Consider the following 24,979-nt stretch of genomic DNA (forward strand, 5'->3'; position numbering starts at 1 on the left):
CGCCGTCATTCGAGCCTGGGTTTTAAAAATCCAGTTGACTTCGAACGGGCGGCTACCCTATCTTAACTATGTGTCCATTTTTTTAGGGGAAGACCAACACGTATAATCAATGCATCCCAATCGGTTGAATATGTGGCGCCTGCCATGACAAATCCACCATCAGACAATGGCAATAAGGCTGTTGTCCATTTATCTTTCAATGAATCACCATATGTTTCAAGCCAGATGCTGGTTCCAAGAGAATTGAGTTTTAGTAAAAAGGGATTAAAAAGGTTATCTTGATTCAGTGTTCCATATGTACCAGTAATTGCCAAATTTCTATTTGTAGTTTGTACTATTTTGTATGGATCAATATAATTATCTGAAGTATGATACTGTGTCCATACAATATCCCCATTTTTATTAGTTTTAATCACGCAAGTCTCAATATTCGAGAATAGGTATAGACGAAATGCCGACACAAAGACGAATCCGCTGTCATAAGTTTGACATACTGATCTACCCTCAAGTTCATATCCGTTGTTGATTCTTTTTCGCCATTCGACATTTCCTGTACTATCCAGTTTTCTAAGATTTACATCACATCCATTATCACTTGTGTCTATCACCACGCTTAATAATATATATCCCTTATCAAAAGTCGGTTGTATATCCACCGCATACTCTGAGGTATCTTCCTCATAAATATGCGTCCATTCCAATTCTGAAAAAGATTTAGCGGAAAGATAGCTGGCCGATTCTGCCATGAGGTTATTTGCGGAGAAAAATACAAGTAAAAGCGTTACAAGGAAAATTGCCAAAAAGCGAAGTTGTCTGCCCAGGTTGAGAGTCACAATTTTTCCAAAAAAATCACATGAATTCATCGTGATTCTCCTTTGAGATTAAATTGTCAATAATAAATATCGGATGAAGGAACATATTAATTTTAAACACCTCCTTTCCTTAAAATAATAGTAGATGTAGATATCGACAATATTGGGAATCGTGGTTTGATTTTAAGTGTTGTTTTCTTTTAACCTGAAAGTATTAAACACCCAATATCCTAAGGATGAAAGTTATATACTAATCTTGCGTGGTGTTGCGTCAAAGATGCTTTATAAAAACTATATACAATCAATAGCGTCCAGTTAATTTTGTCAAGGGGCAATGAGCATTTCATTTCCGCCATTTTTTTATTTTCGTGCGGACAAATAGCCCGGCTATGTATTTTGCGTTAAAGTAAAAGGGAGAGTTGGGGTTATGGATGAGTGGACCAAGTCTACGCAATATTGTCAACGGATTAAGGAAATTTTGCACGAATTAGGCGGAAAAGCGTCTTAATATATGGGAAACTGTAAAAAAACAGTTGTCAGAGAAGTGGTTTTTGGTTATAATTACTGGCTGAAATAGGACTTTAGCTGTTGAGGAGTGATAAATAAAATGAAAAAGTTGGTATTATTACTTTTGGTTGCCTTTGCCATTCTGGCCAGTTGCGCTAAAGATATTATTATTGCCCAGCAAAGTGAACTAAGAGGTGCGTATACGGGGTTATATAAATACGTTATAAATTACGAAGTCGGCGGAATATCCCCTATAACATCCGAGCAATATGTTGACTGGACATTTACTGATCAGAAATTTTACTGTAATGTAAACGATTCAATTAACAACCAATGGCTGTGCAATGTCTCCGGGAATTATAAGCTTGAAAATGTACTGGTATTCTCCGATACCCTTCTCGGAGCTCAGACCTGTGACAGGGACCGTGTTCCAATAGGGAACTTCCAGTTAATTCGCTATCAGGACAATGAGGGGAAAATAGACTCATTGAAAATAACTCAGGAAGACTTTGCGGACCATATTGCAAAACTCTTGATGCTTTATCCTTCTGATTAATAATTGGGGCAGGTTTTGTCTCCGCTGAAGTGGAGGCTTTTTTTTCTTGAATGAGGGAATTTGTTATGTCTTTAAAGAACTGTTTCATCTGGCTTTCTGCCTCGTTTATACTCCTCACTACAGCGATGGCCTTTATATTCGGCTGCAGCAGTAATGATAAAAGCACGTCGCCGGTTGAATTTACTTATCCGCATACATACACCGGAACATATAAAGCTGTCGAAAATTGGATGACGGCCGACTCTATTTGGACATATTGCAATGCGACTTTTATATTTGCCAAAGATCATATCTTTACAATTGTGATCGATACCGCCAGTTGTGAAGGCGATTTCAACCCATGCAGCGCCCAGGGCAATTATTCATTCTCCGGAGACAGCCTGTTTATCGAGATAACCAATGAGAATTACAGAAGTGAATTGTGTTCAGTGGAATATGGAAGCGCCTATACCGGCTATAGATATATAATCGACGGCGACTATATTGTATTCGAATCCCGAGGCAACAAATACCGCAAAATCGAGTTTAAAGGCCGATAAATCTTTTTCTTCAACAATCCTTTTTTTCAATTTTTACTGACAGCCCTTGTCAGTGACTCTTCTTAATATATCTCAAGGACGCAGAAAGTCATCCGCTTTGGGGGCGCCGAGGTGGCCTTATATGCCGGTTAAATGGGCGCATAGGAGGCCATGTAATGCCAGTCATTAAAGAGGCGAGGAGGGGAATATGCTTGCCAAGGTTTATTCGGCTGCGACGCTTGGGGTCAACGCCTATTTGGTGGAAGTCGAAGCCGATATACAGCAGCAGCTTCCGCTGTTCATCACGGTCGGATTGCCGGATGGGGCGGTGCGCGAATCCAAGGAACGGGTGACAGCGGCCATCAAGAATTCCGATTTTGTTTTTCCAGCCAAGAAAATAACCATCAATCTGGCCCCGGCCGATATTCGCAAAGAGGGGTCGGCTTTCGATTTACCGATGGCGGCCGGGATTCTGGCCGCGACCGGGCAGATACTCAGGGAAAGTTTTGCTGATTATGTTCTTCTGGGGGAACTGTCGCTCGACGGGGCGGTACGGCCGGTGCCGGGAGTGCTGCCGATGGCGATGCATGTGCAGGACGCCGATGGGGTGAAAGGGATTATTGTTCCGAAGGAAAATGCTCCTGAAGCGGCCATGGCCGAGAACCTGAAAGTGTACCCGGTGACAACACTCAAAGAGGCAGTCCATTTTCTGGAGGATGAAAGCAGTCTCAAGCCGTATGAGCTGGATATCAGTTCGGTTTTTTCGTCTTCGCGGAAGTATGATGTCGATTTTTGTGATGTCAAGGGCCAGGAATCGACCAAACGGGCGCTTGAGGTGGCCGCGGCGGGCGGGCATAACATTATCATGGTCGGCCCGCCCGGCTCCGGCAAAACCATGCTGGCCCGGCGCCTGCCGACCATACTGCCCGATATTACTATCCCCGAGGCATTGGAGACGACCAAGATTCATTCGGTGGCGGGGCTTCTCTCGAACAACACGGCGCTGATTGCGACGCGGCCGTTCCGGGCGCCGCATCATACTGTCTCGGATGCCGGATTGATCGGCGGCGGGAGGATTCCCAAGCCGGGTGAGGTTTCGCTGGCGCACCACGGGGTCCTGTTTCTCGATGAGATTGCGGAGTTCCACAAGGATGTCCTGGAGGTGCTTCGCCAGCCCATGGAAGACGGTCAGGTGACGCTGTCGCGGGCGACCATGTCACTCACCTATCCGGCGTCGTTTATGCTTGCGGCGGCGATGAACCCGTGCCCGTGCGGCTATTTCGGCGACAATTCGCATGAGTGTAATTGTACGTCGGCCGCCATTCAACGGTACATGTCGCGCATTTCGGGACCGTTACTTGATCGCATCGATATTCATATCACGGTGCCGTCGGTGAAGTTCAAGGAATTGTCATCGGATGCCTGCGGCGAGAAATCGATTGTTATTCGGGAACGGGTCAACGCCGCCCGCAAACGCCAGCAGGAGCGGTTCAGAAACGAGAAAAAGATTTTTTGCAATGCGCATATGCAGTCGAAGGATATTCGGAATTTCTGCAAAATCGACGAGAAATCCAAATCGCTCTTGAATCTGGCCATCACCAAACAGGGGCTCTCCGCGAGGGCGTACGACCGGATTTTGAAAGTGTCCCGAACCATCGCCGACCTGGAGAATAATGAAAATATCGAAACGACCCATATCGCGGAAGCAATCCACTATCGTTCGCTTGACAGAAATTTATGGCTGTAGAGGGTTACAGGCTCAGGTTTATGGATAACATCGGAACAAGACTTTTAAAATCACCCGATACATCGGGGCCCATTATACCTCCGCTATCGATCAGGTCGAAAAAGGGAAAGTATCCGTTCAGGGCCAGACTGAAACCGAACCTGGAACTCAATTTTGCGGTAAGCTTAATACCGAAATAAGCGCCGATGGCATCATAATGGGTGGTGGTCGTGTCGCTGACGCCGGTGACGTAATTGCCGGATTTCTGATTTTTGGTGAGAATATAATACCCCGGACCGACAAATAGCTCACTGGTAATGTTTTTCGATAATTTTTCGCTGATTCCCATATAAGGAGCAACGACCCACATTCGGTAGTCAAGTTCCCCCCAAGCGCCTGAAATCGTCGGAATAACCAGATAACCGTTATCGTAATAATTCAAAGTCGTAATGATACCAAATGAATGATATTTGTTAAGGCGGTAGGAATAGCCGAGGGAGAAAGCATGACCGGCATCGGAATACTCCATTTTTAGCAGGTTGCCATATCCGTAGGAGAGGCTGATTGTATGTGGCTTTTGAATGGCAACGCTTTCCGCAGTCTGAGCAAACGCGGCGGGCGCGATTATCAGGAAAAACAGAATTGTCAGTTTGACGCCCTTCATAATACCCCTCCTTGTTCCGTCCACTAACATAGACGTGGCTATTTATATAATATACAATGAAAAAATATCTTCACTTGACTTTTTATGCGCCGTATTTAACTTGAAGTAATTTAGAGGATTGCGATAATGAGCCGACAGACAAAAATGGAAAAAATGCTGCTCTTTGCCGGGCGGATGCTTACTTCGACGCTGGATTATGAAGAGCTGATGAAGCTGGTAATGGAATTGACGATTAAGTCAACCGATGCCGAAGCCGCTCTGGTTTACCGGCTTGACAAGGGGGAGCCGGCGGTTCGGGGTCGTTTTTTAAAAGCCAATGAGAATGAAGTCAAATATTATAAATTAGGCAGGGGCGAGGGGATCATCGGCTGGGTGGCCGAGAACCGCGAGCCGCAGGTGGTTCATGATGTCCTGAAGGATCCCCGGTTTTCTCAGAAGCTCGAAGGTTTTCTGGATATCAAGTTCAAATCGGTTCTTGCCGTTCCGCTGATCGGCCGGGGGCAGATGATCGGCGTTATCGAGGCGGTTAATAAGATCGGCGGCGAATTTGACAATATTGATATGGATACTCTGGTCGGGCTGGCCAATCAGTTTGCGGTCGGCATCGACAATGCCAATCTGTATCGCGAGGCAAACCGGCGGGCGGTGGAGCAGCAGCTTCTTTATGAGGTCAGCAAAAAGCTCTCGAGCACGCTGAATATTGATGAAGTTTTGCAACAGATTCTTGACTCATTGAAAAAGGTGGTCGGTTTTACAGCCGGGGGCGTTTTTTTGCTCAATGAGGCAAAAGGCGAGGTGAGCACCATATTTTCGGTCGGATATGACTCGGATCAGGATAAATATCTGGAGTTGAAAATCGGACAGGGCCTGGTTGGTTGGGTAGCCAGAAGCGGCGAACCGGTGATCGTCCCCGATGTCACAAAGGATGACCGGTATATAAGCGCACTTCCGCAGACAAAATCGGAAATTGTGACGCCGATAAAAATCGACGGGCGCATTCTTGGCGTATTGAATCTTGAATCGGACCGTCTTGCCAATTACGATAAAAATTCACTCGAACTTCTGACTGCGTTCGCCAGCCATGCGGCGATATCGATCGAGCGGGCGACCCTTCATGAGAGCATGATAAGGAACCAGCGGCTTCAGGAGCAGTTGCATATTGCGCGACAGATTCAATTGACTTTTATTCCCAAAAAAGAACCGGTTATTCCCGGATATGATGTTTCCGGAATTAATATTCCATCCGGTGAGGTGGGCGGTGACTATTTCGATTTTATCAAAATTATCGACAATCAAACCGGGATAGCCATTGCCGACGTTTCCGGCAAGGGGATTCCCGCCTCACTGCTGATGGCCTCGTTCCGGGCCTCGCTTATCGCCGAAATTAGAAATAACTATGCCATTCGTACGATCTGTTCCAAGGTGAATTCATTGATGTATGAATCGGTCGAGCAGGGTAATTATGTCACCGCCTTTTATGGTGTTCTCGACTCCAAGAATAATATTTTCACTTTTTCGAACTGCGGACATAATCGGCCCATATTGCTGCGTCATGACGGATCGATAGAATATCTTCGTGAGGGCGGATTGGCGATGGGTATTATGCCGGACATCAAGTATGAAGAGCGCCCCATCTTCCTGCAATCGGGGGATACTATTGTATTTTATACCGATGGTGTAACCGAGATCAATAATGCCGACGGGGAGGAATTCGGCGAAAAGCACCTGGTTGAGGCTCTTCTTGAATTCAAAGATTTAAAGGCAAGAGAGATCCACCGGAAAATTTACCAGAAAATTAAATCTTTCGCTGCGGCGAATCATACCTATGATGACCTGACGATGATTGTCCTTAAAAAACTTTAGGGACGTCTTCTTTCAATTTTATTACAAATTATCCATATTGATGTCTCTCCAAAAAAGTGGAGATTTATAAGAAAATTATAGGATTGACATCCTTGATTCTTTCCATTAAGTTATATCAAAGATCTGAAAAATCCGGAGGAATCATGAAAAAATCAGCAATTCTGTTATTGATTGTGCTCCTGGCCCTTTTTATCGCCTGCAGCGACAATGACGACAGCGGCACCAATGGAAATGGTACTACGCCGCCAGTTCGGTTGGTCGTCAATACGACGGCACAGCCGTCACCGACAGATGTCAATGTCGGCTGGGGCGGAGTTGATTCGGCTGTGGTGGTGATCGGCGGTTCCACCACTTATGGTATTAATCCCAATCTCGGCAAACAGAATGTCGTTCTCAAAGCGATTCTCAGGAACAATATTCTTTATATCAGGGCAAAATGGCATGATGCCACCGCCAGTATCTGGGGAAATCATATTCGGAGAACTGCCCTGGAAGGAAATTTCGAGCAAAATGTGTATGAAGGCGAAGACAAACTACTAATGATCTTTGATGGCCAGAATAATGGTGATGAAAAGGCCGACTGCGCTTCGATGTGTCATATCACCGAGCATTATACCACCGGCGGCGGCAATGTCGATGCCTGGAAGTGGCTGGCTACCAAGACATCACCCGGATTGATGGCTGAGGACGAGTGGTGGACCGATGCCGATCGATTGCTGGATTCGCGCCAGCCTAATACATATGTATATCGCGAGAACTGGAATACAAATACTAATCATGCCTATTGGATGCATACAACCGGACCGGCTTATACCGAACCGTTTTTGTATTTAGAAGATACGGTTGCAATGAATCCCCTGGCTGCCTGGGATGTGGGTGATAAAATACCGGGTTATGGCATCGATTCGACTGTCCGCACCTCGGGAACGCGGACTTTGAGCTCTGTCTGGGATGTAACGGCTATTTCGGAATTCGACAGCACCGGAGATATGACCAACTGGACCTGGACGGTAGTTATGGCGCGGGCGACCAATACCGGACATACCGACGATGTCAACCTGACCGATCTGGATTCGATCCAGGTTGCCATTGCCGCGACCAATAACGATGCGGTCGGCTCGACGACCACGCATTCCGGTGCAAAACCGTTCTGGCTGATTTTAAAACCGTAAGAGAATTATCGATTTCTTAAAGCCGGCTGTTATTGGCCGGCTTTTTTATTTGCTTGCAGGTGAAAAATACCTGATGGTGTCATCCTGGGCGCGATAATAAAAGCCGAGGCCTTTCGAGCCCAGAGTGAGCTGGAAGTATTCCGGGATAAGCGTCGATTTGAACATATAGACATAATCATCCATAGGAACCACAATGGCGAAACGGGGGATGTTTTCTTCAAGAAGCTGTCCGCCATTGAAAAAATCGCTTTTTGGGAAAAAGAACATTGCCGGACGAACTGAAATATAGGTGACCCGTTTCTCTTTCAGATATTCATAATCAGCCCGTTTTTGATGGGCCATCAGTTTATCGAAGGGAAGAAGTTTGGCCGGGATGTCCGGCAATTTGCGATGTGCCACATGTTTGTCGGTCAGGCCCAGGTAATCAATGGTTGTCAGACCGGTATAATATGGAATGGCCCCGACGCACCACAAGGATATGATTTCATTTCGATTTACATAGCCCTTTTCAATGAATTGATTAAAGAGTCGCGCCTGAGGCAAGAAGACCTGCTCCAGGGCCATTTTATGTTCTTCCTGCCGGATACAGACAAATTGCGAAGCCAGTTTGGCATGAATTTTATCCGACAGGCTCAAGTAGGCCCGCAAACCGGGCACTGCTTTCAGAAGAGAGCTGTCCGCTTGTGAGGCTTTGATGCCGATAGCGGAGTCATATTTTTTCGGGAAATTGTCGTGCGATAACTGAGCCGAAGCAGTGTAAAGAACCAAGGCAACAACGACATACAAAGGAACGGCGTATCGCAGCGCTTTGATGCGTGATTCCGATATTACGGACCACATCGCCCGGAATCCTTCCTGGACACTGATTGCCAGTATCGGCAGGATGACATCAAGCGGCCGGAATTCGAAATGATCACCGCCGAGATAGGTTATATAGACGATGTATGGCACAAGAGGTATGCGGAAATCGAATAGAATTTTGAGTCGTTTGCGATCGTACTTTTTGGAAAACAGAAACCGGACGAGAGGCACAAGAAGATAAAGGCCATACTCATGGAAAAAAAGAAACAGGTAAAGTGCGCCCGATTCAAACCAGGCACCGGTTACTTTGGCATAGAAAGTATTCGGAAAGGGATAGCCGTAGTAAAGCAGTCGAAAGGCAAAATGCGCCCCGACTATGATTAGAAATATAGATGATGCCTTTACAATGCCCCCGAAATTTTCTTTCCTTATCAGCCGATTCAAAATTTGATAACCAAAAAATGAAGCAAACAGCAGTATCCCTTCCGGGCGGGTGAGTGCCGCCAGCGCGAAAAAGAAGGCGGCCGGGCCGAATGAGCCGGTATCCTGATCTTTCTCGCGGACGGTAAATATGATTCCGAGAAATATCAGAAGCGTAAACAATTTGGTTTCCAACCCGCCGGTTGACCAGACCGCATAGGTGCGGTTGAGGGCAAGAAGAAGCGGCGCGATAAGAATAAAGAAATCGTATTTTGACCGTGAAAACATCTTTCGGTTGAAATAATAGACAAGCCCAAAGAGCGCAATAGATGAGCCGATACTCAAAATTTTGGCCATTATTTCAGGCGCCAGGCCGAGCAGGTTGAACATGGCCAGAAGAATGACCCACAGGAAATTGGTGTAGCCCTCGACGCGTTCGCCGACATTGAACACCGGGCCAAAACCGTCGGCGATATTACGAGCGTATCGGAAGCTGATAAAGGCGTCGTCGGTCAGAAAAATATACTGAAAAATGTGGAATATAAGAATAATCGAAATAATTATCAAAGCGGCGGCATAAATAAAGGACCTGGTATTCATAATACTTGCAGAGTTTTTATAAAGATATAACAGCGCGGTATCAAACGACAACAACTTTTTCATTCTTTTGACGGCGGTCTCTTGCGATAAGTGTGGTTTGGGAGTATATTCTATTCAATAAAAGTCGTCTGTTTTTATAAAATGGGAGTTCGCAATGGCTTTAAAAACCTATGAAGAATATATCGAGTCGCTCCGGAAAATGCGGCCCAATATTTATAAGTTCGATGAACTGATTGAGGATGTCGTCACACATCCGGCGACGAGAAACACCGTCGAAGGGCACAGCAAGACCTTCAGGGCAAATTCCGATCCAAAAGAGAGGGAAACCCTGACCACCACATCTCATCTCACTGGGGAGCCTATCAGCCGGTATTTATCGATTATAATGTCACCCGAGGACATGTATGCCAACAGCCGCATGAAGCGGCATATGTTTCATCTGACCGGCACCTGCACCGGCGGGCGTTGCGCTGGTTGGAGCGCGCTCAACTCGATGTTTATTACGACTTATGAAATGGATGCGAAACTGGGGACCGATTACCATAAGCGATTTCTGGCCTGGCTGGCGGATGCCCAGAAACGCGATATCACCATTTCCGGGGCGTTGACCGATCCCAAAGGGGACCGGACCAAGTCGCCGTCGATGCAGGATGATCCGGATATGAACCTTCGCGTGGTCGAGCGGCGCGCCGACGGCATTGTGGTCAGGGGCGCCAAGGTGATGATATGCGGCGTGGCGGCGGCCAATGAAATTTTTATTCTGCCCGGGTCGGCTTATCGGGAAGCGGATAAAGATTATGCTATTTCGTTTGTCATCCCGCGTGATATTGAAAATCTGACCATTGTCGAAACGCGTCATCCCAGCGATATGCGTGAATATGAGGAAGGTTTTGACAGTCCAGTTAAGGAAGGCGGCATAACCCAGGCATTTCTGTTGTTCGAGGATGTCTTTGTTCCTAAGGAACGGATCTTTATGGATGGCGAGTGCGAGTTTACGCTTAATGCGGTCAAATACTTCATCGGGCCTTATCGGGCGGCTATCGGCGGCTGTGTTGCCGGGCAGGGCGATATAAAGATCGGATCGGCCATCCTGACGGCGCGCGCCAATGGATTGCACTCCAAGGTCTTCAGCGACAAGTTGACCCAGATGCATATCAATAATGAAACTACGTATGGAATGGGTATAGCGGCGGCCGCGATGGGGAAAAAGCATCTGTCGGGCGCCTGGATCTGCGATGCCCTGCTTTCGAACGTGAACAAGGTTCATGTGGCGACATTGCCGTATGAAACCTCGCGTATTGCACAGGATATCGCCGGAGGTATTGCCGAAACCGGATGCATGCCGTCCTATAAAGATTTCAATTCAAAAAAGTACGGCCACCTGATTCAGAAATATATGAAGGCCAAATATTCGGCCGATACCCGGGCGAGGGCGGCCCGACTGGTGGAATGGGCCACTATCGGGGCGGGGGTTCCGGGATGTATGCACGGGGGCGGATCGCCCGATGGGGCCAAGCTGTTTATCCGGGCGATGGCCGATCTTGAGAGCAAAGTCGAAGTGGCTCGGAGACTTGCCGGAATCAGTGAAGAGCTTAAAGACCCGGAGAAAAAATAGGGTCAGGTTTATTCTGTTTTCATATTTACGAATATTCATACGGCGGCATTTTTGTGCCGCCGTTTTGTTTCTTTGGACATCGGACTAACCTCATGAAAAAAATCAGGTTATGAAAATTTTGATATAATCCTTGACAAACATGGACGTGTTTATTACATTTACAACATCAAATAATAGTCCGGACATCCTGGAAATTCACTATTAGCAGGACTATTTTTCGGAAGTTTAGCAGTTTGTTTGATTGATTTTTCGGTTCTAATATAGACTACTCGCTTTTTACCGCCCGAGGTATATCAAATTAATTCGGGTGTGGCGGGGTGAGAACCTGGGGAGACAGGGAGAGACAGATGCTCGGGAAAAAATCCGTTCCTGAGAAATTAAGACATCTTTCCATAAGAGACAGTCGGAGACAGGCGTCAAATCGGCTGTATGATTTGGCCGAAGATTTTCTCTATGCCGGCAGTTCGGCGTTACTTCTGCTTATTATAAATCTCTTTGACAGTTACTGGTTTCTCTGTTTTATCGCCCTCCTGCCGTTAATTATAAGGCTTTCGCGAGCCTCGATCCAGTCTGCAGTCCGCACCGGATTTCTGTTCGGACTTTCTTTCCTGCTGACCGTTTCCATCGACTCTATTGCGACAGTTCCTCTATTGACAGCCTTCAAGATATTTGCCGGCCTGGTGCTTATAGTGGCCCTGGCCGGTGCCACCGGCTGGATCAGGAAACGGTATGGTTTCAATCCTGTTTTCTTGGCGGTTTTCTGGGCCTTTCTTGATTATGGTCTGGACGGACTCGGTATAACACCGGGGATACTCGGCAAAGTGCCGCTATCGATTCCGATCTTTGGGGCCATATCGACATTATTCGGGTTCGTCATTGTTTCGTTCATTATCGTCCTGGCCAATTCATTACTGCTGATAGCAATTGAGAAAATCGCAGGCCTGGCCGGAAAGATTGAAAAAGATTTTCCCGCCGAGGCATTTGTCTGGCGGATTTTGCTTCGTAAACGCGGATATTCAAAAATCCTGAACCTTGTTCCGGAAGTCCGTGGCCCGCCGAGTGCTTCGATTTTATCCATCTAAATTAGATCTAAGACCACCATGGAATTCCAGATAAAATGGAATTTCGGGTTGTTCATAATACGATTATTAAAAATTTGGAGAATATGATGAAGAAATTATTGATACTCTTGGTAGCGGCTTTTATCGTCATGTCAATGACATCCTTTGCAGGTGATACCGGGGAAAAGGCTTTCGGAGATGTTTACTATAAGGTTCTGCCTACTGGTCAGAATCCTGTCTATCCGCCAAATGGTACTAATTGGAATTTAGTCCCTGGCACTGGTATTGTAAACTTTTCGGTAGCAGTTGGCCAGGATTTGTACATTGCAGTTGAAAATAGTCTTGTTTCAACAAATGCTACAGATTTGACATTAAAACTTTTTGGCACCGCATTAATACAAATGCCTTTTGAATCGGTTTGGGCAGATCCTGTCACCACAGTGGTTGCACCAAGAGGGGCTCCTTATGAGTCTGACACTTACAAGAGTTATCCCTATAGATTTGTCCCGCAGCCCGACTGGCATTATTTTAAATTTTATGGTTTTTCAACGGGACCTGCCAATATAACAAAGATTCAAGCCGTTCCCAATTGCTATGTTCCCTCCCTGACTACCTATGGAATTGCTGCTCTGGTTCTGATTCTTATTGCCTCTTCGATTTTTGTCATCTATCGTCGCCGTAGAACGGTGACGGCATAAATACAAAAGCGACGTTATAAATAACATCGCTTTTGCCCCGTAGACGCCGGGTTAACACCCGGCGTCCCGCTTTTAGGGTAATAATTATATCATCGTCAATTTAATCCGATGGTTTCGCCAGCATCTCGTTATTTTTATACGTGGCCAGGCTGACCAGCCATACCGCCAGCAAGGCAAAAATGAAGGCGGGAACTATTTCATATAACAATCCGGTCAATTGCGGTGTGAAGTGCCAGGCGATAACTGTCACCGTCCCGACCAGCATCCCGGCCAGAATGCCCTCGCGGGTGGTTTTGCGCCACCATAGGGACAGAAGCAATGCCGGGCCGAAGGCGGAACCAAGCCCCGACCAGGCAAACGCCACCATGGTGAAGACCAGCTCCCTCGAAAGCATGGCAATACCAAAAGCGGCAACACCGACGCAGAATGTGATCAGTCTGGAAATGGTCACCAGCTTTTGATCGGAGGCGTTCTTATCGAAGTAGTTATGGTAAATATCTTCGGCCACCGCCGATGTTGTTACCAGTAATTGGCTGTCGGCGGTGGACATCATGGCCGCAATAGCGCCCGAAATCAGAATACCGGCGAGCCATCCGGGAAGAAGCTGCGTGGCCATCATCGGCATGACTTTTTCAGGATCGGCGATGGCGGTATTGGCAAAAACCACAATGCCGAACAATCCGATAAACATGGCGCCCCAGAAAGCCAGAACCGCCCAACTGATGGCGATAACCGTGCCCTTGCGCAGTTGATCGGGATCCTTGATGGCCATAAAGCGGGCCAGAAGATGCGGCTGGCCCATATATCCTAATCCCCAGGCCAGGCCGGAGATAATCGACAGCGTCGCCAGAATCCCGGTATTGCCGCCGAGGATCGAGAGATGATCGGCCTGAGTGGATGCGATTTGCGCGACGATTTTATCCCAGCCGCCGAATTCGACCAGGGCGATAATGGGCAAAAGCACCAGCGTGAAGACCATGAGCAATGACTGAATGAAATCGGTCCAGGCAACCGCCATGAAACCACCCATGATGGTGTAGAAAAGTATGATCAAAGCGCCGATTATCATTCCATAAAATTCGGGAATGCCGAAAGTGACATTCAGGACCTTGCCGGCGCCGATAAACTGCGCGCACACATAAAAAGTAAAAAAGAAAACGATGATAATGGTGCCGAAGGTCCGGATGACCTTGGTCGTATCGTTGTACTTATTTTCGAAATACTCCGGAATGGTCAGGGCGTAGTTGGCTTCCGATTCGATGCGCAGCCGGCGGGAAATGAACATCCATGAGAACAATATGCCCGAGGTGCACCCGATGGCAACCCAGAGTTCCGACAATCCTGATGCAAAAATCACTCCCGGCAGTCCAAGTAAGAGCCAGGCCGATTCACCGGAAGCTCTTTCCGAGAATGTCACCACCCACACTCCGAGTCGTCGGCCCGCCAGAACATAATCGGCAAGGGTCTTATTGAACCGAAAGGTCAAGAAGCCGACGATCAGCAAAGTAATCAAATACAGGATAAAACCGATTAATACCGCGCTCATTGCTTGGACCTCCCGCCGGTCACGGTATAGAATATGACACCGATCATGACCAGCAATACAGGCGGCGCGAATATCCAGAAATATGTCCAAAAACTCATGTTATCAGTTACAACCTCTATAATAGTTTATTCTTTTCTAACTCCACACGCCGGCAATTTCGTTTCTGTCAATCGATCATGGGTTCTTCGTCGGTTATAAAATATCCTTCTCTGATTTTTCTGATTATTACATAAGCATAGGTCTGTCCCGTTGCGATAATTGAGACAATATAACCCCAAATTATCAAAAATGCCAGAAAAAGTGAAATCGACATGAGATAGGAGGAGAAGTCGGAATTCAGTTCGGAGGCGGTCAATACCGAAATATCAAAGCCGAAATTTACGCCCGGGAAAATATTGAAAGTGAGACCGGCCAAGCCGCTGTTTATCGGAAGGTGCGCCAGACCGGAAGCTATCAGGATGTTGATTTTTTCTCCGCCGCCCAGCGCCGTGATAATTTTCATGAATTGTACACCTCGGAAACAGACATACGCGAATACAAAACCGGCGATTTTTGCGGCGACAAAAGTATAGATCGAATATCCCGCCCAGCGCAGCGGTTGTCTTATGGCAGTGGAGAACGTGCCCAGAATCGAATTGAAAGTTTCGCCGGCCCGGTCGGCGGCCACCGCCGACGGCATGACGAATATGCCGGTCATCAGAACAAATATTACAAGTAGTGTCATTAACGAAATAATAAAATTGGGAAAGAAGAAAAATACCGAGTAAATCAATTCTCCGAGATATGGAATGCGGGCTATCAAACCGACCAGCACGCCCAGCAGGACTATAAGCCCGATGAATAGTACAATGGTAAGGATGGACATGAAAAGTTGCTTTACTCTTTTTCCGGCGAATTTCATCGCCTGCAAAGCGGTACAGAACTGATTGCCGCGGAATCTCTCGATATCGGTGATTGATATGGCGGTCATCCCGGCCAGAACGATCAGAACGGCGAATGCAATTCCGGTATAATAAATCAGCGCGCCCGCCATGGTGTCAAAATGGAAAAGGCATAAGGGGAGCAGTCCAAACGTCTCGTATAACGAAACAAGAGGCTGACCGGTGGCGGCGAAACCGGCATAAGTGAAGATATCATATATAATTAACGCCGCTATCAAGGACGCGGATGCGATAAATATTTTCTTGGCCTTGAGAGCCGCGGCCGGGACCGAAATTATGTCCAGATAATTGTAATGCAGATTATTCCTCACGGTCCGAAATTTGCCTAATCCGTATATTTATGTCAAGCTATAAATTGGTTCAGATTTCCGGCCATTTTCCGATAGAGATGAAAAAGGGGAGACGATGCTGCGAGCGGGCTTAAGACGGGCAACGATACTTATGAGCAGATGCAAAGCCAATCTCATAATAAGCATATACATGATTCTTTCCGCCGCCTTAACCTTAACCGGCGGTATTTTTTTGATCGCCTCATCGCTGAATCTTCAACCGCTGACGGCATTGGTTGTTGCTTTGGCGTCGGCGCTGGGGTTGTTGATTTACCCCATTATGTTAATGACCCGCGAATATTCCCGACCCCGTGAGTCAATAAGAAGGAAAATCGAAAAACTCGGCCAGGGTCGTCTCGACCAACCGCTGGTTCTTGACGACCAGGAAATATTTGTCGGCCTGGCCGAATCGGTCAATGTCGCCAGCGAGAAACTTTCGGATAAACTTCAATCAATTATCAGAAATACCAACCGTTTGTCTCAGGTCGAGGATGAGCTTTCGTCACTCTTTCGGCCCAGAAATGCCGCTGATGAGTACACCAGGGATCTGGTCTGCCGCCTGAAAATATGCACCAGCCGGCTCAAGAATGATCTTAACGACTTTTGTTTATGCCAGGAACAGGAATCTGAAAAGATAGTCCGATAATCCGCAGTTCTTACTCTTCAAGATCAGTATAAATAATCGTCCCTCGTTTGCCGCAGGCGTAGATTCTTCGGCCTACTTTCTGAATGGCATTGAGATCAAACCCGACCGTGCTGGCTTCGGGTGTCCAGTTGCGGCCGGAGTCCTCGGTGTACAGAATATCGCCGTAGGTCCCGACAATATAGGCCCTTTTGGAATCCAGCATAAGAATATCGAAATAAGTGGCAGTATCTACCAGGACATTAGTAATTTCCCAACTTTTTCCACGATCCGATGATAGCGCCAGCAGGCCGCTGCCGCCGACCAGAATCCCATAATTTCCCCTGATGACCGCTGCCATTGGAATTTTCCCCGAGGCGACCTCGGCCGTGTCCCATTCTTTTCCCATATTATCGGATAAGTAAACAGTTCTCAGTCCGGTAACCGTAATCAATTGTTCGGGAGAGATATCTATGTGCCTGATTTTGCGACCGGCGACATTCAGGGAATCCCAGGTCTTGCCGCCATCGGAAGTCGATAATATGAAACCAACATCAATCGATGTTTTACTGTAGTTGGAACCGGCAATAAAACCATGCAGAGAATCGATAAAAGAAATGGCCGTCAGGCGCATATCGGGATGCCGATTGGATGCGGTCCAGTTGCGGCCGGCGTCCACAGATTGCAATATCAGGCCATCGTCGCCCACCGCAAAGCCGTTTTTGCCGTCGGGCAAAAAACAAATATCATACAGATTGGAAGGAAATGAGGCCGTTTCTATTTGAGGGGTCGCACCCGATAAATCCAGCGAGACGACAAGGCCTTCCCGCGATACCAGATAACCTCTGTTTTCATCAACGAAGTATAATGATGTAAATTCGTAGTTGAATGAGACCGGCAATTGGTGCCAGTGGGCGGCTATGGCCGCTGTGGCCGGAAGTATGAGGAGGATTATAACCAAAATAAATCTTTTCATAAGATAGCCTGAATTCCCTCAAATTAATATTTATTGAAAACGCATCTTTTTTATCATATGTTTATACAATAAAAGTAACAATTACGGACGAAGTCAATTTGAATAAAGGTAATAATATAATTGAGCTGGCGGAAGTTTCGCTGATTGGAGCGGCCGGGAAGAAAGTCTTTGACGGCCTGAATTTATCCCTTTCCTATGGTAAATCGGCCGTAATTCAGGGACCGACGGGGGCAGGCAAAACCTCATTTGTGGAATTAATTGTCGGTGCGAAAAAGCCCGCCGCCGGCACTGTCCTGGTGTTCGGAAAGAATATTTATGATAAAGGCGGGCAAAATCTCACTCAAATCAGAAGAAAAACCGGCGGGGTGGGCGGGATTTTTCAGCCCATTGCTTATCAGACAGTATTTGAAAATATGTCATATCCACTGATTTTGCGTGGGGACAGATCCGGAAAAAGGAAATCCCGTGTCATGGAAGTTCTGGGCCAGCTTAATTTGCTTGGCAAAAAAAATGAGATAGCCTTCAATCTTTCCCGTGGCGAGGAAATATTGCTGATGCTTGGACGCGCCATTGTGGCCGATCAGCCGCTGATTCTGATAGATGAACCGCTGTCGGGACTGGATTTGGACATGGCCCAGGTGGTTTCGGAAAAACTCAAACGACTGGCGGTTGCCGGGCACAGCCTGATAATCCTGACCTCGGGACAAACCGGCTTTCGATTGCCGGGAGCCGAAGAATATTCAATTTCGTACGGTAAGTTAATATGAGTCGATTCTTTTATCTGATTGCGAAATCGACGCGCAATATTGTAGCGCGACCATTATCCGCCATGACTTCGTTATTGTCACTGCTACTGCTATTCCTGATGTTTGATCTGGTCTGGATATCGGCTCTTTCATCCGGCCGTTATCTTGAAAAAATCACCACCGATATCGATATGGAATTGTTTCTTGATGACTCATTGCCCGATTCAACCCTGTCTGTGGTCCTCAGGAGTATTAGTGATATGGACGGCATTAATGAGGTCAAATATATTGATAAGGAAACGGCCAGAGAAAAACTTGATGCCATGATGGGAGCCGATTTGCTTGAGGGACTGTCCGATAACCCATTACCGCGGTCCATAATTATCTCTTTCACTGATCAATATCAAAACAGCGCTTATCTGGCTGATCTGGAGGGGAATTTCAGACGCTTAAAAGGTGTTTCGGAAATTTTTTACCCGAAGAGTTGGCTGGAGAAGATCGAAAATACACGAAGTCTTGTGATCAAAATCGTCATTTTTCTTGGTATCGTTATCTCGCTGGCGGTGATATTGAACCTGTTACATTCAATCAGATTATCAGCCAGGTCCCGGGGGCAGGAACTACTGCAACATCGTCTCCTGGGAGCCGGACGGGCCTTTCTTTCGGTCCCGTATATACTTGAAGGCATCTTTTATTCTCTGGCCGCCGCCGTTGCCGGATGGGTGGTAATATTTTATGCCTTTGGGAGATTGTCCTTCCAGGGATTTGATGTTGTTTTTCCCGGTCAGTATGAAATCGTCTATTTTTGCGTGGCAGCGGCGATTATAGGACTGCTGGGCGGATACACCGGGATTAGAAGGTCATTGCGATGAATGTGTCTTTAGGAAAATATCTATTGGCCATATTTGTTTTCGGTCTGATTATGTTTGTCAGCGCCGGGCCGGCTTTTTCCACGGATATTCAGGAGCAAAAACAGGAGCTGGAGAAAATCAGAAAAGAGATGGAAGATTCACAGAAGAATCTTGACTCACTCAGGAATGTCGAAAAAAAGGTGTTGAAAGATATTTCGGAATATGAGCAGCGCGCTTCTATGAATAAAACGGTGCTTGACCGCCTCAACAAGCAGTTGAACGGACTTCGCAAGGATATCGAGTCATCCAAGGGGACGATGGCTTCTTCGGAAAAACACTATACCGGATCTTACGGCCGATACCTGACCAACCTGAAGTACTATTATTCGGGTATTCGGCCCGAAGGGCGGGTCCTGTCCGACGAGATCAAAAAGGAAAAAGACGCCTTCAAGAAAAGGGTATATCTCAAGGCGTTGGCTGAGTATGATAAAGAAGAGCTAACAATGGCCTCGGATTTATTACAGGCGGCCGACAAAGAGTTTTCGGATCTGGTTGACGAGGAAAGATCGGTTTCGGATGTAAGTAAAAAGAAGAAGAGCGAGTATACGATTATAACTTCCCAGAAAGAGAAAAAAGAGCGCGACCTGACCAAAGTTCGCCGGAAGAAGGAAAATGAGGCGGATAAATTGATAACTCTTACGGAGGCGGCGCGCCAGATGGAGGAATTGGTATCGCGACTGGAGCAGGCCCGGCTTGATCGGGAACGATCCAGCGCCCCGATTGACTTCAATTTCGAAACCGGCCATTTCGCCACATATAAGGGCGCTCTATATGCTCCGATCAAGGGAACAGTCACGAGCGGTTTTGGCTGGAAGACCGATAAAATAACAAAATTGAAATCTTATTCTCCCGGCATTGAAATAAAGGGCGCCCAGAATGTATCAGTCATGGCGGTTGCAGCGGGGATGGTTGCCTATTTGGGAAATCTCAGAGGATATGACAATTTTGTGATTATCGAGCACGAGGATGGTTATTACTCTACTTATGCCGGGCTGGATAATTTAAGGGTCGTTCAGAACCAGATTGTTGACAAGGGGGATAAACTGGGCAGCGCCCCCAATGGAATTATAAAATTTGAATTAAGACAGGGCCGGGAACCGCTTGACCCGGTGGAATGGATACTATTTGACTCCTTTAAATAGCATATACGGGCAGGAAATCGCCCGAAAGATACTGCGAAACTCTTTCAACCGAAACAGGCTTGCGTCCACTTATCTTTTCTACGGTGATGACGGCCTCGGCAAATGGGCGGTGGCCGTGGCTCTGGCGGCGCTCGTGACCTGCGAAAAACCGGTTACAGACGAAACCGGCGCGGCCATTGATGCCTGCGGGGAATGCCGCAATTGCCGGCAGGTTTTAAATCTCAATTTCCCAGAAATGTTTTTTGCGGTCCCGATTCCTCCACATCGCTCCGAGAGCGACGCCACCGAATCAGTGCTGGAGTTCCTGCAGCAGAAACGTGAAGAGCCTTATCGCATTATAACTTCGACCCGCCAATTGACCATCCCGATCAGCGTTGCCCGCGAAATCAAGCGTCGAACCGCGATTAAACCGCCCGAAGGCGCCAGAAGAGTGATATTGTTTTATCAGATGGAGAAAATGCTGGCCTCCTCGGCCGATTCCCTTCTAAAGCTGATTGAAGAGCCCCCGCCCGAGACGATTATTATTTTGACCGTCCGCGATCCCGAGAATTTGCTGCCGACCATTCAATCCCGCGCCCAGAAAATAGCCTTTCGGCCGATAGCGGCAGTCGAAATATCAAAATATCTTGTGGCCAAATATAAAATATCCGAGGAAAAGGCGGAATTTTTCTCCCGCCTGTCCGAAGGGTCCCTGGGGAGGGCGGTGGCGCTGGTCAATGAGGAAGAGTCGTCGGTTCGCGAGGTTTCCTTTTTAATGTTTAAGGCCCTGTTTCAGAAAGACAACCCGTCGGCTTTTGCGGTAATAAATGAGCTGATTAACCCCAATAACCGGGGCGAGGCGGAACAGGTTCTTCAATTCTGGCAATCATTTATGAGCGACTTGATGCTTTTGAAGTATGGCCGGGCCGCCTCCGGGCTGGTTAATACGGATCTTGCCCCGGAGTTGGAAAAACTGGCCAATCAGGTCGCCGGGGGGGAGCGGTTTTGCGCGCTGGTGGACCATATTAAAGATATGCATATTTCTATTAAAAGAAATGTTCAGCTCCGCCCGGCCATGGCCGCCTTCGTATTTAATTTTAAAAAGCATATCGGGCAATCCACTTGACAGGTTTTCCTGATTTTGTAACTTAAAGATTTTGAGGAAGAAATATGCCTGATTTATATCTTGTTGAGTTTAAGGGGAATCGAAGAGAATTCTATAATAATACATATTATCATTCTCTGAATATTAATGACTATGTGATTGTGGAGGCTGAGCGGGGTGAGGATGCCGGTCTTTTGAAAAAGAAGGTTGAGAAGGAAATTGATTTTTCGGACGATGTCAAGCCGCGCTCGATTTTAAGACCGGCCAGTGAAGATGACCGGACAAAGATTGCGGAGAATCATACCGATGAAGATGCCGCCTGGGAGAAGGCCAAGGGCTTGGTTGAAAAGCACAAGCTGGACATGAAGCTGGTCGATATCGAGTATCAATTTGATCGAAACAAACTGACTTTTTATTTCACGGCTGAGCATCGGGTGGATTTCCGGGCGCTGGTTCGGGACCTGGCCGCTGTCTACAGGACCAGAATCGAACTGCGTCAGATAGGGGTGCGGGATGAGGCCAAACGGATCGGCGGTTTCGGTATTTGCGGACTACAGCTTTGTTGTTCCTCTTTCCTGAGAAAATTCGATCCGATTTCCACCCAGGATGCGCGGGTTCAGGGTTTATCTCTCAATCCCTCCAAAATATCCGGAAATTGTGGCCGGTTGTTATGCTGTCTGCGCTATGAAGCAGATTTCTACTCTAATGTCCGTGAGAAATATCCCGAGGTGGGCGAAAACTATGAAACAGAGCGCGGTATTGGTGCCGTCGATCGTATCAATGTTTTCGAGGATTATATGGTGGTCAGGCTGGAGGCCGGTGAAGAGGTTAAGATATTTGGCCGCGATATCAAGAAGCAACAGCGCCAGGAAACCTCATTCTTCAAGAAGTTATATGACTCCCTGGCCAAGGATAAAGACACCAAGCCACCTGATGAAGAAGATTATCAGCAGGATGAACAATTTGAGTAATCGGAGGTGACCCTTGCAGAAGCCGTTCTACATCACCACGCCCATCTACTATGTCAACGACCGCCCGCATATCGGGCATTCCTATACGACCATAGCCGCTGACCTGATGACCAGATTCCATCGCCTCAACGGGCGCGAGGCTTTTTTCCTGACCGGGACGGATGAGCATGGCACCAAAGTGGCCGAAGCCGCCGCCGCCGCCGGTCTGGATCCTCAGGCTTTTTGTGATCAGGTCGTTAGCCAATTCAAAAATGCCTGGAAATTGCTTTCGATAGAGTATGATGACTTTATCCGGACCACCGAAGAACGGCATATCAAGTCTTTCCAGAAAGTCCTTACCATCCTGAAAGATGCCAGGACCGATGATGGCCGGGAGGTTATATATTCCGACACATATGAGGGTCTTTACTGCAATGGATGTGAAAAATTCCTGACCGAGAAGGATCTGGTTAACGGCGTCTGCCCCGATCACCTGAAACCGCCGCAGATCCTGAAAGAGAAAAACTATTTTTTCAGGTTGAACGCCTATATCGATAAAGTGAAGAGCCTGATTGAATCAAATGAATTAATCATTTTGCCGGAAGAGCGCCGCCGTGAAGTGCTCGGCCTTATCAATCATGGGCTGCCGGATTTTTCGATATCACGAGAAAGAGTTACATGGGGCATTCCGCTGCCGTTCGATTCTTCGCAGCATGCCTATGTCTGGGTTGACGCGCTGTTCAACTATATCACCGGAATTGGCTATGGGGTCGATGATGAACATTTCAGAAAGTGGTGGGAACAGTCCGAAGTGGTCCACTTCATGGGTAAGGAAATTCTCAAGTTTCATTGCATTTTATGGCCGGCGATGCTGATGGCAGTCAAGCTGCCTCTTCCTAAAATAATGTTGCTTCACGGTTGGTTCACCATAGACGGCGTCAAGATGTCGAAAACTCTGGGGAACATGATTCCGCCGGAAGAATTGGTGGAGCAATTTGGGTCCGATGCCACCCGTTATTTGCTGCTGACTCAATATCCATTCGGTATCGATGGCGATATAAAAAGGTCGCAGTTTATTACGAAGTACAACAGCGACCTGGCCAATGATCTGGGCAACCTTGTGTCGCGGGTGGCCAAGATGATTATTTCCAATTTCGACGGCAAATTGCCGCCTCCGGCTAAAGAACTCACAGGCGTTAATGATTTGATCGGTCAGAGCGAGTCGGCGGTCGAGTCGGCCATCGAACATTATTACAATTTCCGTATCGGTAATGCCATCGATGATGCGATGAATCTGGTCCGCATGTCCAACAGATTCTTCGACACCAATGCGCCGTGGAAAATGGTCAAGGAAGGTAAATTGAAAGAGGCCGGGGGCGTGCTATATATCTGCGCCGAAGTGATCCGAATCGTGTCCATTTTGTTATATCCGGCCATGCCCAATAAATGTCTTGAGATATTATCTGTTTTCGGGCTTGGCCGTGAAGATTTGAGTATTGACCTGGCCCGGACCTTTTTCCAGCTAAGACCCGGCGGAAACATCGCCATTAAGGAATCGGTCTTCCCGCGATTGAAGGATTCCGCCAAAGAGGCGAAAACCGAGAAAAAGGAAGACGATAATTTATTGGATATTGCCGAGTTTTACCGGGTGGAACTGGTTGTGGCCGAAGTGCTCGAAGCCGAAAAGGTCGAGGGCGCTGACAAGCTGTTGAGAATGCAAATCGATGTCGGCAGCGAAAAACGCCAGATTGTCGCCGGCATCGCCCAGCACTATACGCCGGAACAGATGGTCGGGAAAAAGATAATTGTCGTCAAAAACCTCAAGCCGGCAACAATCAGGGGAATTGAATCAAAGGGTATGCTTCTGGCGGCCAAAAAGGGGAAACAGCTGAGTGTCATCACACCCGAGACCGATCTTCCCCCCGGAGCTACGATCAGCTGATGATTGACTCGCACTGTCACCTCGACTTCAAAGATTTCAGCGGCAGGCTCGAAGACATAATCAAAAATGCTCTTTTAGCTGGTGTCCATACCATGGTTAACATCGGCGCCGATCTTCGAACTTCGATCAATTCCGTCAAGCTGGCCGATGAATATGACTGCATTTTTGCCACGGTCGGAGTGCACCCTCACGACGCGAAGAAATACAACGCGGATGTCGAGGATCAGTTAATACAGCTAATGAATAATAAAAGAGTGGTTGCAGTCGGGGAGATCGGCCTGGATTTTTATCGGGATCTTTCACCTCGTGATCTTCAAAAAAAAGTCTTCCGGCGGCAGCTCGAAATAGCGGTTGATCGAAAACTCCCGGTCGTGATTCATTCGCGCGAGTCATTCGGGGAGACAGTGGAAATCGTCAAAGAATATTCCAGTCGGCTGGTCGGGGGAGTCTTTCATTGTTTTCCCGGGACGACAAAGGACGCTATTGAAGTGATTGATTTGGGTCTTCATATCTCTGTCGGCGGAGTCATTACTTTTCCCAGAGCCAGAATGGCCGAAGTGGCGACCGAAGTGCCCCTGGATAAAATTTTGCTCGAAACCGACAGTCCCTACCTTACGCCGGAGCCGTATCGGGGCAAAACCAATCAGCCCGCATATGTCAGATTTGTTCGAGACAAACTGGCGCAGTTGCGCGGAATATCGGCCAAAGAGGTGGAGAAAATCACCGACCGCAACTGCCAGAAGATGTATCGTCTGGTCGAAGTGTTCGGGGATTGAT

At 47.4% G+C, this 24,979-nt stretch carries 22 protein-coding genes; 16 read left to right on the plus strand and 6 right to left on the minus strand.

Going from position 1 to position 24,979, the window contains the following annotated elements:
• Positions 1-62 precede the first annotated feature (62 nt).
• The gene (locus tag CVT49_04710; protein ID PKK84100.1) at positions 63-863 is read right to left on the minus strand and encodes a hypothetical protein; all 801 of its coding nucleotides are present in this window, start codon (positions 861-863) and stop codon (positions 63-65) included.
• Positions 864-1,419: 556 nt separating this feature from the next.
• Between CVT49_04710 and CVT49_04715 the strand changes: the two genes are divergently transcribed.
• From CVT49_04715 to CVT49_04725, 3 genes are all read left to right on the plus strand, one after another.
• On the plus strand, positions 1,420-1,875 hold the full coding sequence (locus CVT49_04715) for a hypothetical protein (GenBank protein ID PKK84101.1): 456 nt from the start codon (positions 1,420-1,422) through the stop codon (positions 1,873-1,875).
• A 65-nt stretch (positions 1,876-1,940) separates the two neighbouring features.
• On the plus strand, positions 1,941-2,414 hold the full coding sequence (locus tag CVT49_04720) for a hypothetical protein (GenBank protein ID PKK84102.1): 474 nt from the start codon (positions 1,941-1,943) through the stop codon (positions 2,412-2,414).
• A gap of 187 nt (positions 2,415-2,601) precedes the next feature.
• Positions 2,602-4,140 (plus strand): magnesium chelatase, encoded by a 1,539-nt coding sequence (locus CVT49_04725; protein ID PKK84103.1) that lies wholly within the window; start codon positions 2,602-2,604, stop codon positions 4,138-4,140.
• 4 nt (positions 4,141-4,144) lie between these two features.
• Here the strand turns inward: CVT49_04725 and CVT49_04730 are convergent, their stop codons facing one another.
• Positions 4,145-4,783 (minus strand): hypothetical protein, encoded by a 639-nt coding sequence (locus CVT49_04730; GenBank protein ID PKK84104.1) that lies wholly within the window; start codon positions 4,781-4,783, stop codon positions 4,145-4,147.
• 126 nt (positions 4,784-4,909) lie between these two features.
• Between CVT49_04730 and CVT49_04735 the strand changes: the two genes are divergently transcribed.
• Both CVT49_04735 and CVT49_04740 read left to right on the plus strand, forming a co-directional pair.
• Entirely contained in the window at positions 4,910-6,646 is a 1,737-nt protein-coding gene (locus tag CVT49_04735) for a hypothetical protein (GenBank protein ID PKK84105.1), read from the plus strand.
• Positions 6,647-6,789: 143 nt separating this feature from the next.
• On the plus strand, positions 6,790-7,818 hold the full coding sequence (locus CVT49_04740; protein PKK84106.1) for a hypothetical protein: 1,029 nt from the start codon (positions 6,790-6,792) through the stop codon (positions 7,816-7,818).
• Between the two features lie 45 nt (positions 7,819-7,863).
• On the opposite strand, the gene CVT49_04745 is transcribed toward CVT49_04740, so the two are convergent.
• The gene (locus CVT49_04745; GenBank protein PKK84107.1) at positions 7,864-9,702 is read right to left on the minus strand and encodes a hypothetical protein; all 1,839 of its coding nucleotides are present in this window, start codon (positions 9,700-9,702) and stop codon (positions 7,864-7,866) included.
• A gap of 91 nt (positions 9,703-9,793) precedes the next feature.
• On the opposite strand from CVT49_04745, the gene CVT49_04750 reads away from it, so the two are divergent.
• From CVT49_04750 to CVT49_04760, 3 genes are all read left to right on the plus strand, one after another.
• Entirely contained in the window at positions 9,794-11,254 is a 1,461-nt protein-coding gene (locus CVT49_04750; GenBank protein PKK84108.1) for a 4-hydroxyphenylacetate 3-hydroxylase, read from the plus strand.
• Positions 11,255-11,601: 347 nt separating this feature from the next.
• Positions 11,602-12,336, plus strand: a complete 735-nt coding sequence (locus CVT49_04755) for a hypothetical protein (GenBank protein PKK84109.1) — start codon at positions 11,602-11,604, stop codon at positions 12,334-12,336.
• Between the two features lie 35 nt (positions 12,337-12,371).
• Positions 12,372-13,013, plus strand: a complete 642-nt coding sequence (locus CVT49_04760; GenBank protein PKK84110.1) for a hypothetical protein — start codon at positions 12,372-12,374, stop codon at positions 13,011-13,013.
• Between the two features lie 100 nt (positions 13,014-13,113).
• Here the strand turns inward: CVT49_04760 and CVT49_04765 are convergent, their stop codons facing one another.
• Positions 13,114-14,559: a sodium:proline symporter gene (locus CVT49_04765; protein ID PKK84111.1), complete on the minus strand. Its 1,446-nt coding sequence runs from the start codon at positions 14,557-14,559 to the stop codon at positions 13,114-13,116.
• A 166-nt stretch (positions 14,560-14,725) separates the two neighbouring features.
• Positions 14,726-15,811 carry a hypothetical protein gene (locus CVT49_04770; GenBank protein PKK84112.1) on the minus strand — a complete coding sequence of 362 codons (1,086 nt, stop codon included), beginning with the start codon at positions 15,809-15,811 and terminating at the stop codon, positions 14,726-14,728.
• 130 nt (positions 15,812-15,941) lie between these two features.
• Here CVT49_04770 and CVT49_04775 point away from each other — a divergent pair, with 130 nt between their 5' ends.
• A complete protein-coding gene (locus tag CVT49_04775) occupies positions 15,942-16,475 on the plus strand; it encodes a hypothetical protein (protein ID PKK84113.1) in 534 nt (177 codons plus the stop codon).
• A 10-nt stretch (positions 16,476-16,485) separates the two neighbouring features.
• Here the strand turns inward: CVT49_04775 and CVT49_04780 are convergent, their stop codons facing one another.
• Positions 16,486-17,427 carry a hypothetical protein gene (locus CVT49_04780; GenBank protein ID PKK84114.1) on the minus strand — a complete coding sequence of 314 codons (942 nt, stop codon included), beginning with the start codon at positions 17,425-17,427 and terminating at the stop codon, positions 16,486-16,488.
• Between the two features lie 8 nt (positions 17,428-17,435).
• Between CVT49_04780 and CVT49_04785 the strand changes: the two genes are divergently transcribed.
• From CVT49_04785 to CVT49_04815, 7 genes are read left to right on the plus strand one after another with little or no spacing between them, the layout of a single operon-like run.
• Positions 17,436-18,194, plus strand: a complete 759-nt coding sequence (locus CVT49_04785; GenBank protein ID PKK84115.1) for a hypothetical protein — start codon at positions 17,436-17,438, stop codon at positions 18,192-18,194.
• On the plus strand, positions 18,191-19,045 hold the full coding sequence (locus CVT49_04790) for a hypothetical protein (GenBank protein ID PKK84116.1): 855 nt from the start codon (positions 18,191-18,193) through the stop codon (positions 19,043-19,045). Before CVT49_04785 ends, CVT49_04790 begins: the two co-directional genes overlap by 4 nt.
• Positions 19,042-20,226, plus strand: coding sequence for a hypothetical protein (locus CVT49_04795; protein PKK84117.1), 1,185 nt, complete (start codon positions 19,042-19,044; stop codon positions 20,224-20,226). The genes CVT49_04790 and CVT49_04795 overlap by 4 nt, the downstream gene beginning before the upstream one ends.
• Positions 20,186-21,331: a hypothetical protein gene (locus CVT49_04800; GenBank protein ID PKK84118.1), complete on the plus strand. Its 1,146-nt coding sequence runs from the start codon at positions 20,186-20,188 to the stop codon at positions 21,329-21,331. Before CVT49_04795 ends, CVT49_04800 begins: the two co-directional genes overlap by 41 nt.
• Positions 21,332-21,375: 44 nt before the next feature.
• Positions 21,376-22,281 carry a hypothetical protein gene (locus CVT49_04805; GenBank protein ID PKK84119.1) on the plus strand — a complete coding sequence of 302 codons (906 nt, stop codon included), beginning with the start codon at positions 21,376-21,378 and terminating at the stop codon, positions 22,279-22,281.
• A 13-nt stretch (positions 22,282-22,294) separates the two neighbouring features.
• Positions 22,295-24,202, plus strand: coding sequence for a methionine--tRNA ligase (locus CVT49_04810; GenBank protein ID PKK84120.1), 1,908 nt, complete (start codon positions 22,295-22,297; stop codon positions 24,200-24,202).
• Positions 24,202-24,978, plus strand: coding sequence for a hydrolase TatD (locus CVT49_04815; GenBank protein ID PKK84121.1), 777 nt, complete (start codon positions 24,202-24,204; stop codon positions 24,976-24,978). The genes CVT49_04810 and CVT49_04815 overlap by 1 nt, the downstream gene beginning before the upstream one ends.
• Position 24,979 lies beyond the last annotated feature (1 nt).

This window comes from candidate division Zixibacteria bacterium HGW-Zixibacteria-1, from assembly GCA_002838945.1.
GTDB lineage: Bacteria > Zixibacteria > MSB-5A5 > GN15 > PGXB01 > PGXB01.

Bases quoted from the DNA above. Each gene is read 5' to 3' on its own strand.
- CVT49_04710 (PKK84100.1), bottom strand. From the start codon at position 863: ATGAATTCATGTGATTTTTTTGGAAAAATTGTGACTCTCAACCTGGGC.
- CVT49_04715 (PKK84101.1), top strand. From the start codon at position 1,420: ATGAAAAAGTTGGTATTATTACTTTTGGTTGCCTTTGCCATTCTGGCC.
- CVT49_04720 (PKK84102.1), top strand. From the start codon at position 1,941: ATGTCTTTAAAGAACTGTTTCATCTGGCTTTCTGCCTCGTTTATACTC.
- CVT49_04725 (PKK84103.1), top strand. From the start codon at position 2,602: ATGCTTGCCAAGGTTTATTCGGCTGCGACGCTTGGGGTCAACGCCTAT.
- CVT49_04730 (PKK84104.1), bottom strand. From the start codon at position 4,783: ATGAAGGGCGTCAAACTGACAATTCTGTTTTTCCTGATAATCGCGCCC.
- CVT49_04735 (PKK84105.1), top strand. From the start codon at position 4,910: ATGAGCCGACAGACAAAAATGGAAAAAATGCTGCTCTTTGCCGGGCGG.
- CVT49_04740 (PKK84106.1), top strand. From the start codon at position 6,790: ATGAAAAAATCAGCAATTCTGTTATTGATTGTGCTCCTGGCCCTTTTT.
- CVT49_04745 (PKK84107.1), bottom strand. From the start codon at position 9,702: ATGAAAAAGTTGTTGTCGTTTGATACCGCGCTGTTATATCTTTATAAA.
- CVT49_04750 (PKK84108.1), top strand. From the start codon at position 9,794: ATGGCTTTAAAAACCTATGAAGAATATATCGAGTCGCTCCGGAAAATG.
- CVT49_04755 (PKK84109.1), top strand. From the start codon at position 11,602: ATGCTCGGGAAAAAATCCGTTCCTGAGAAATTAAGACATCTTTCCATA.
- CVT49_04760 (PKK84110.1), top strand. From the start codon at position 12,372: ATGGAATTTCGGGTTGTTCATAATACGATTATTAAAAATTTGGAGAAT.
- CVT49_04765 (PKK84111.1), bottom strand. From the start codon at position 14,559: ATGAGCGCGGTATTAATCGGTTTTATCCTGTATTTGATTACTTTGCTG.
- CVT49_04775 (PKK84113.1), top strand. From the start codon at position 15,942: ATGAGCAGATGCAAAGCCAATCTCATAATAAGCATATACATGATTCTT.
- CVT49_04780 (PKK84114.1), bottom strand. From the start codon at position 17,427: ATGAAAAGATTTATTTTGGTTATAATCCTCCTCATACTTCCGGCCACA.
- CVT49_04790 (PKK84116.1), top strand. From the start codon at position 18,191: ATGAGTCGATTCTTTTATCTGATTGCGAAATCGACGCGCAATATTGTA.
- CVT49_04795 (PKK84117.1), top strand. From the start codon at position 19,042: ATGAATGTGTCTTTAGGAAAATATCTATTGGCCATATTTGTTTTCGGT.
- CVT49_04805 (PKK84119.1), top strand. From the start codon at position 21,376: ATGCCTGATTTATATCTTGTTGAGTTTAAGGGGAATCGAAGAGAATTC.
- CVT49_04815 (PKK84121.1), top strand. From the start codon at position 24,202: ATGATTGACTCGCACTGTCACCTCGACTTCAAAGATTTCAGCGGCAGG.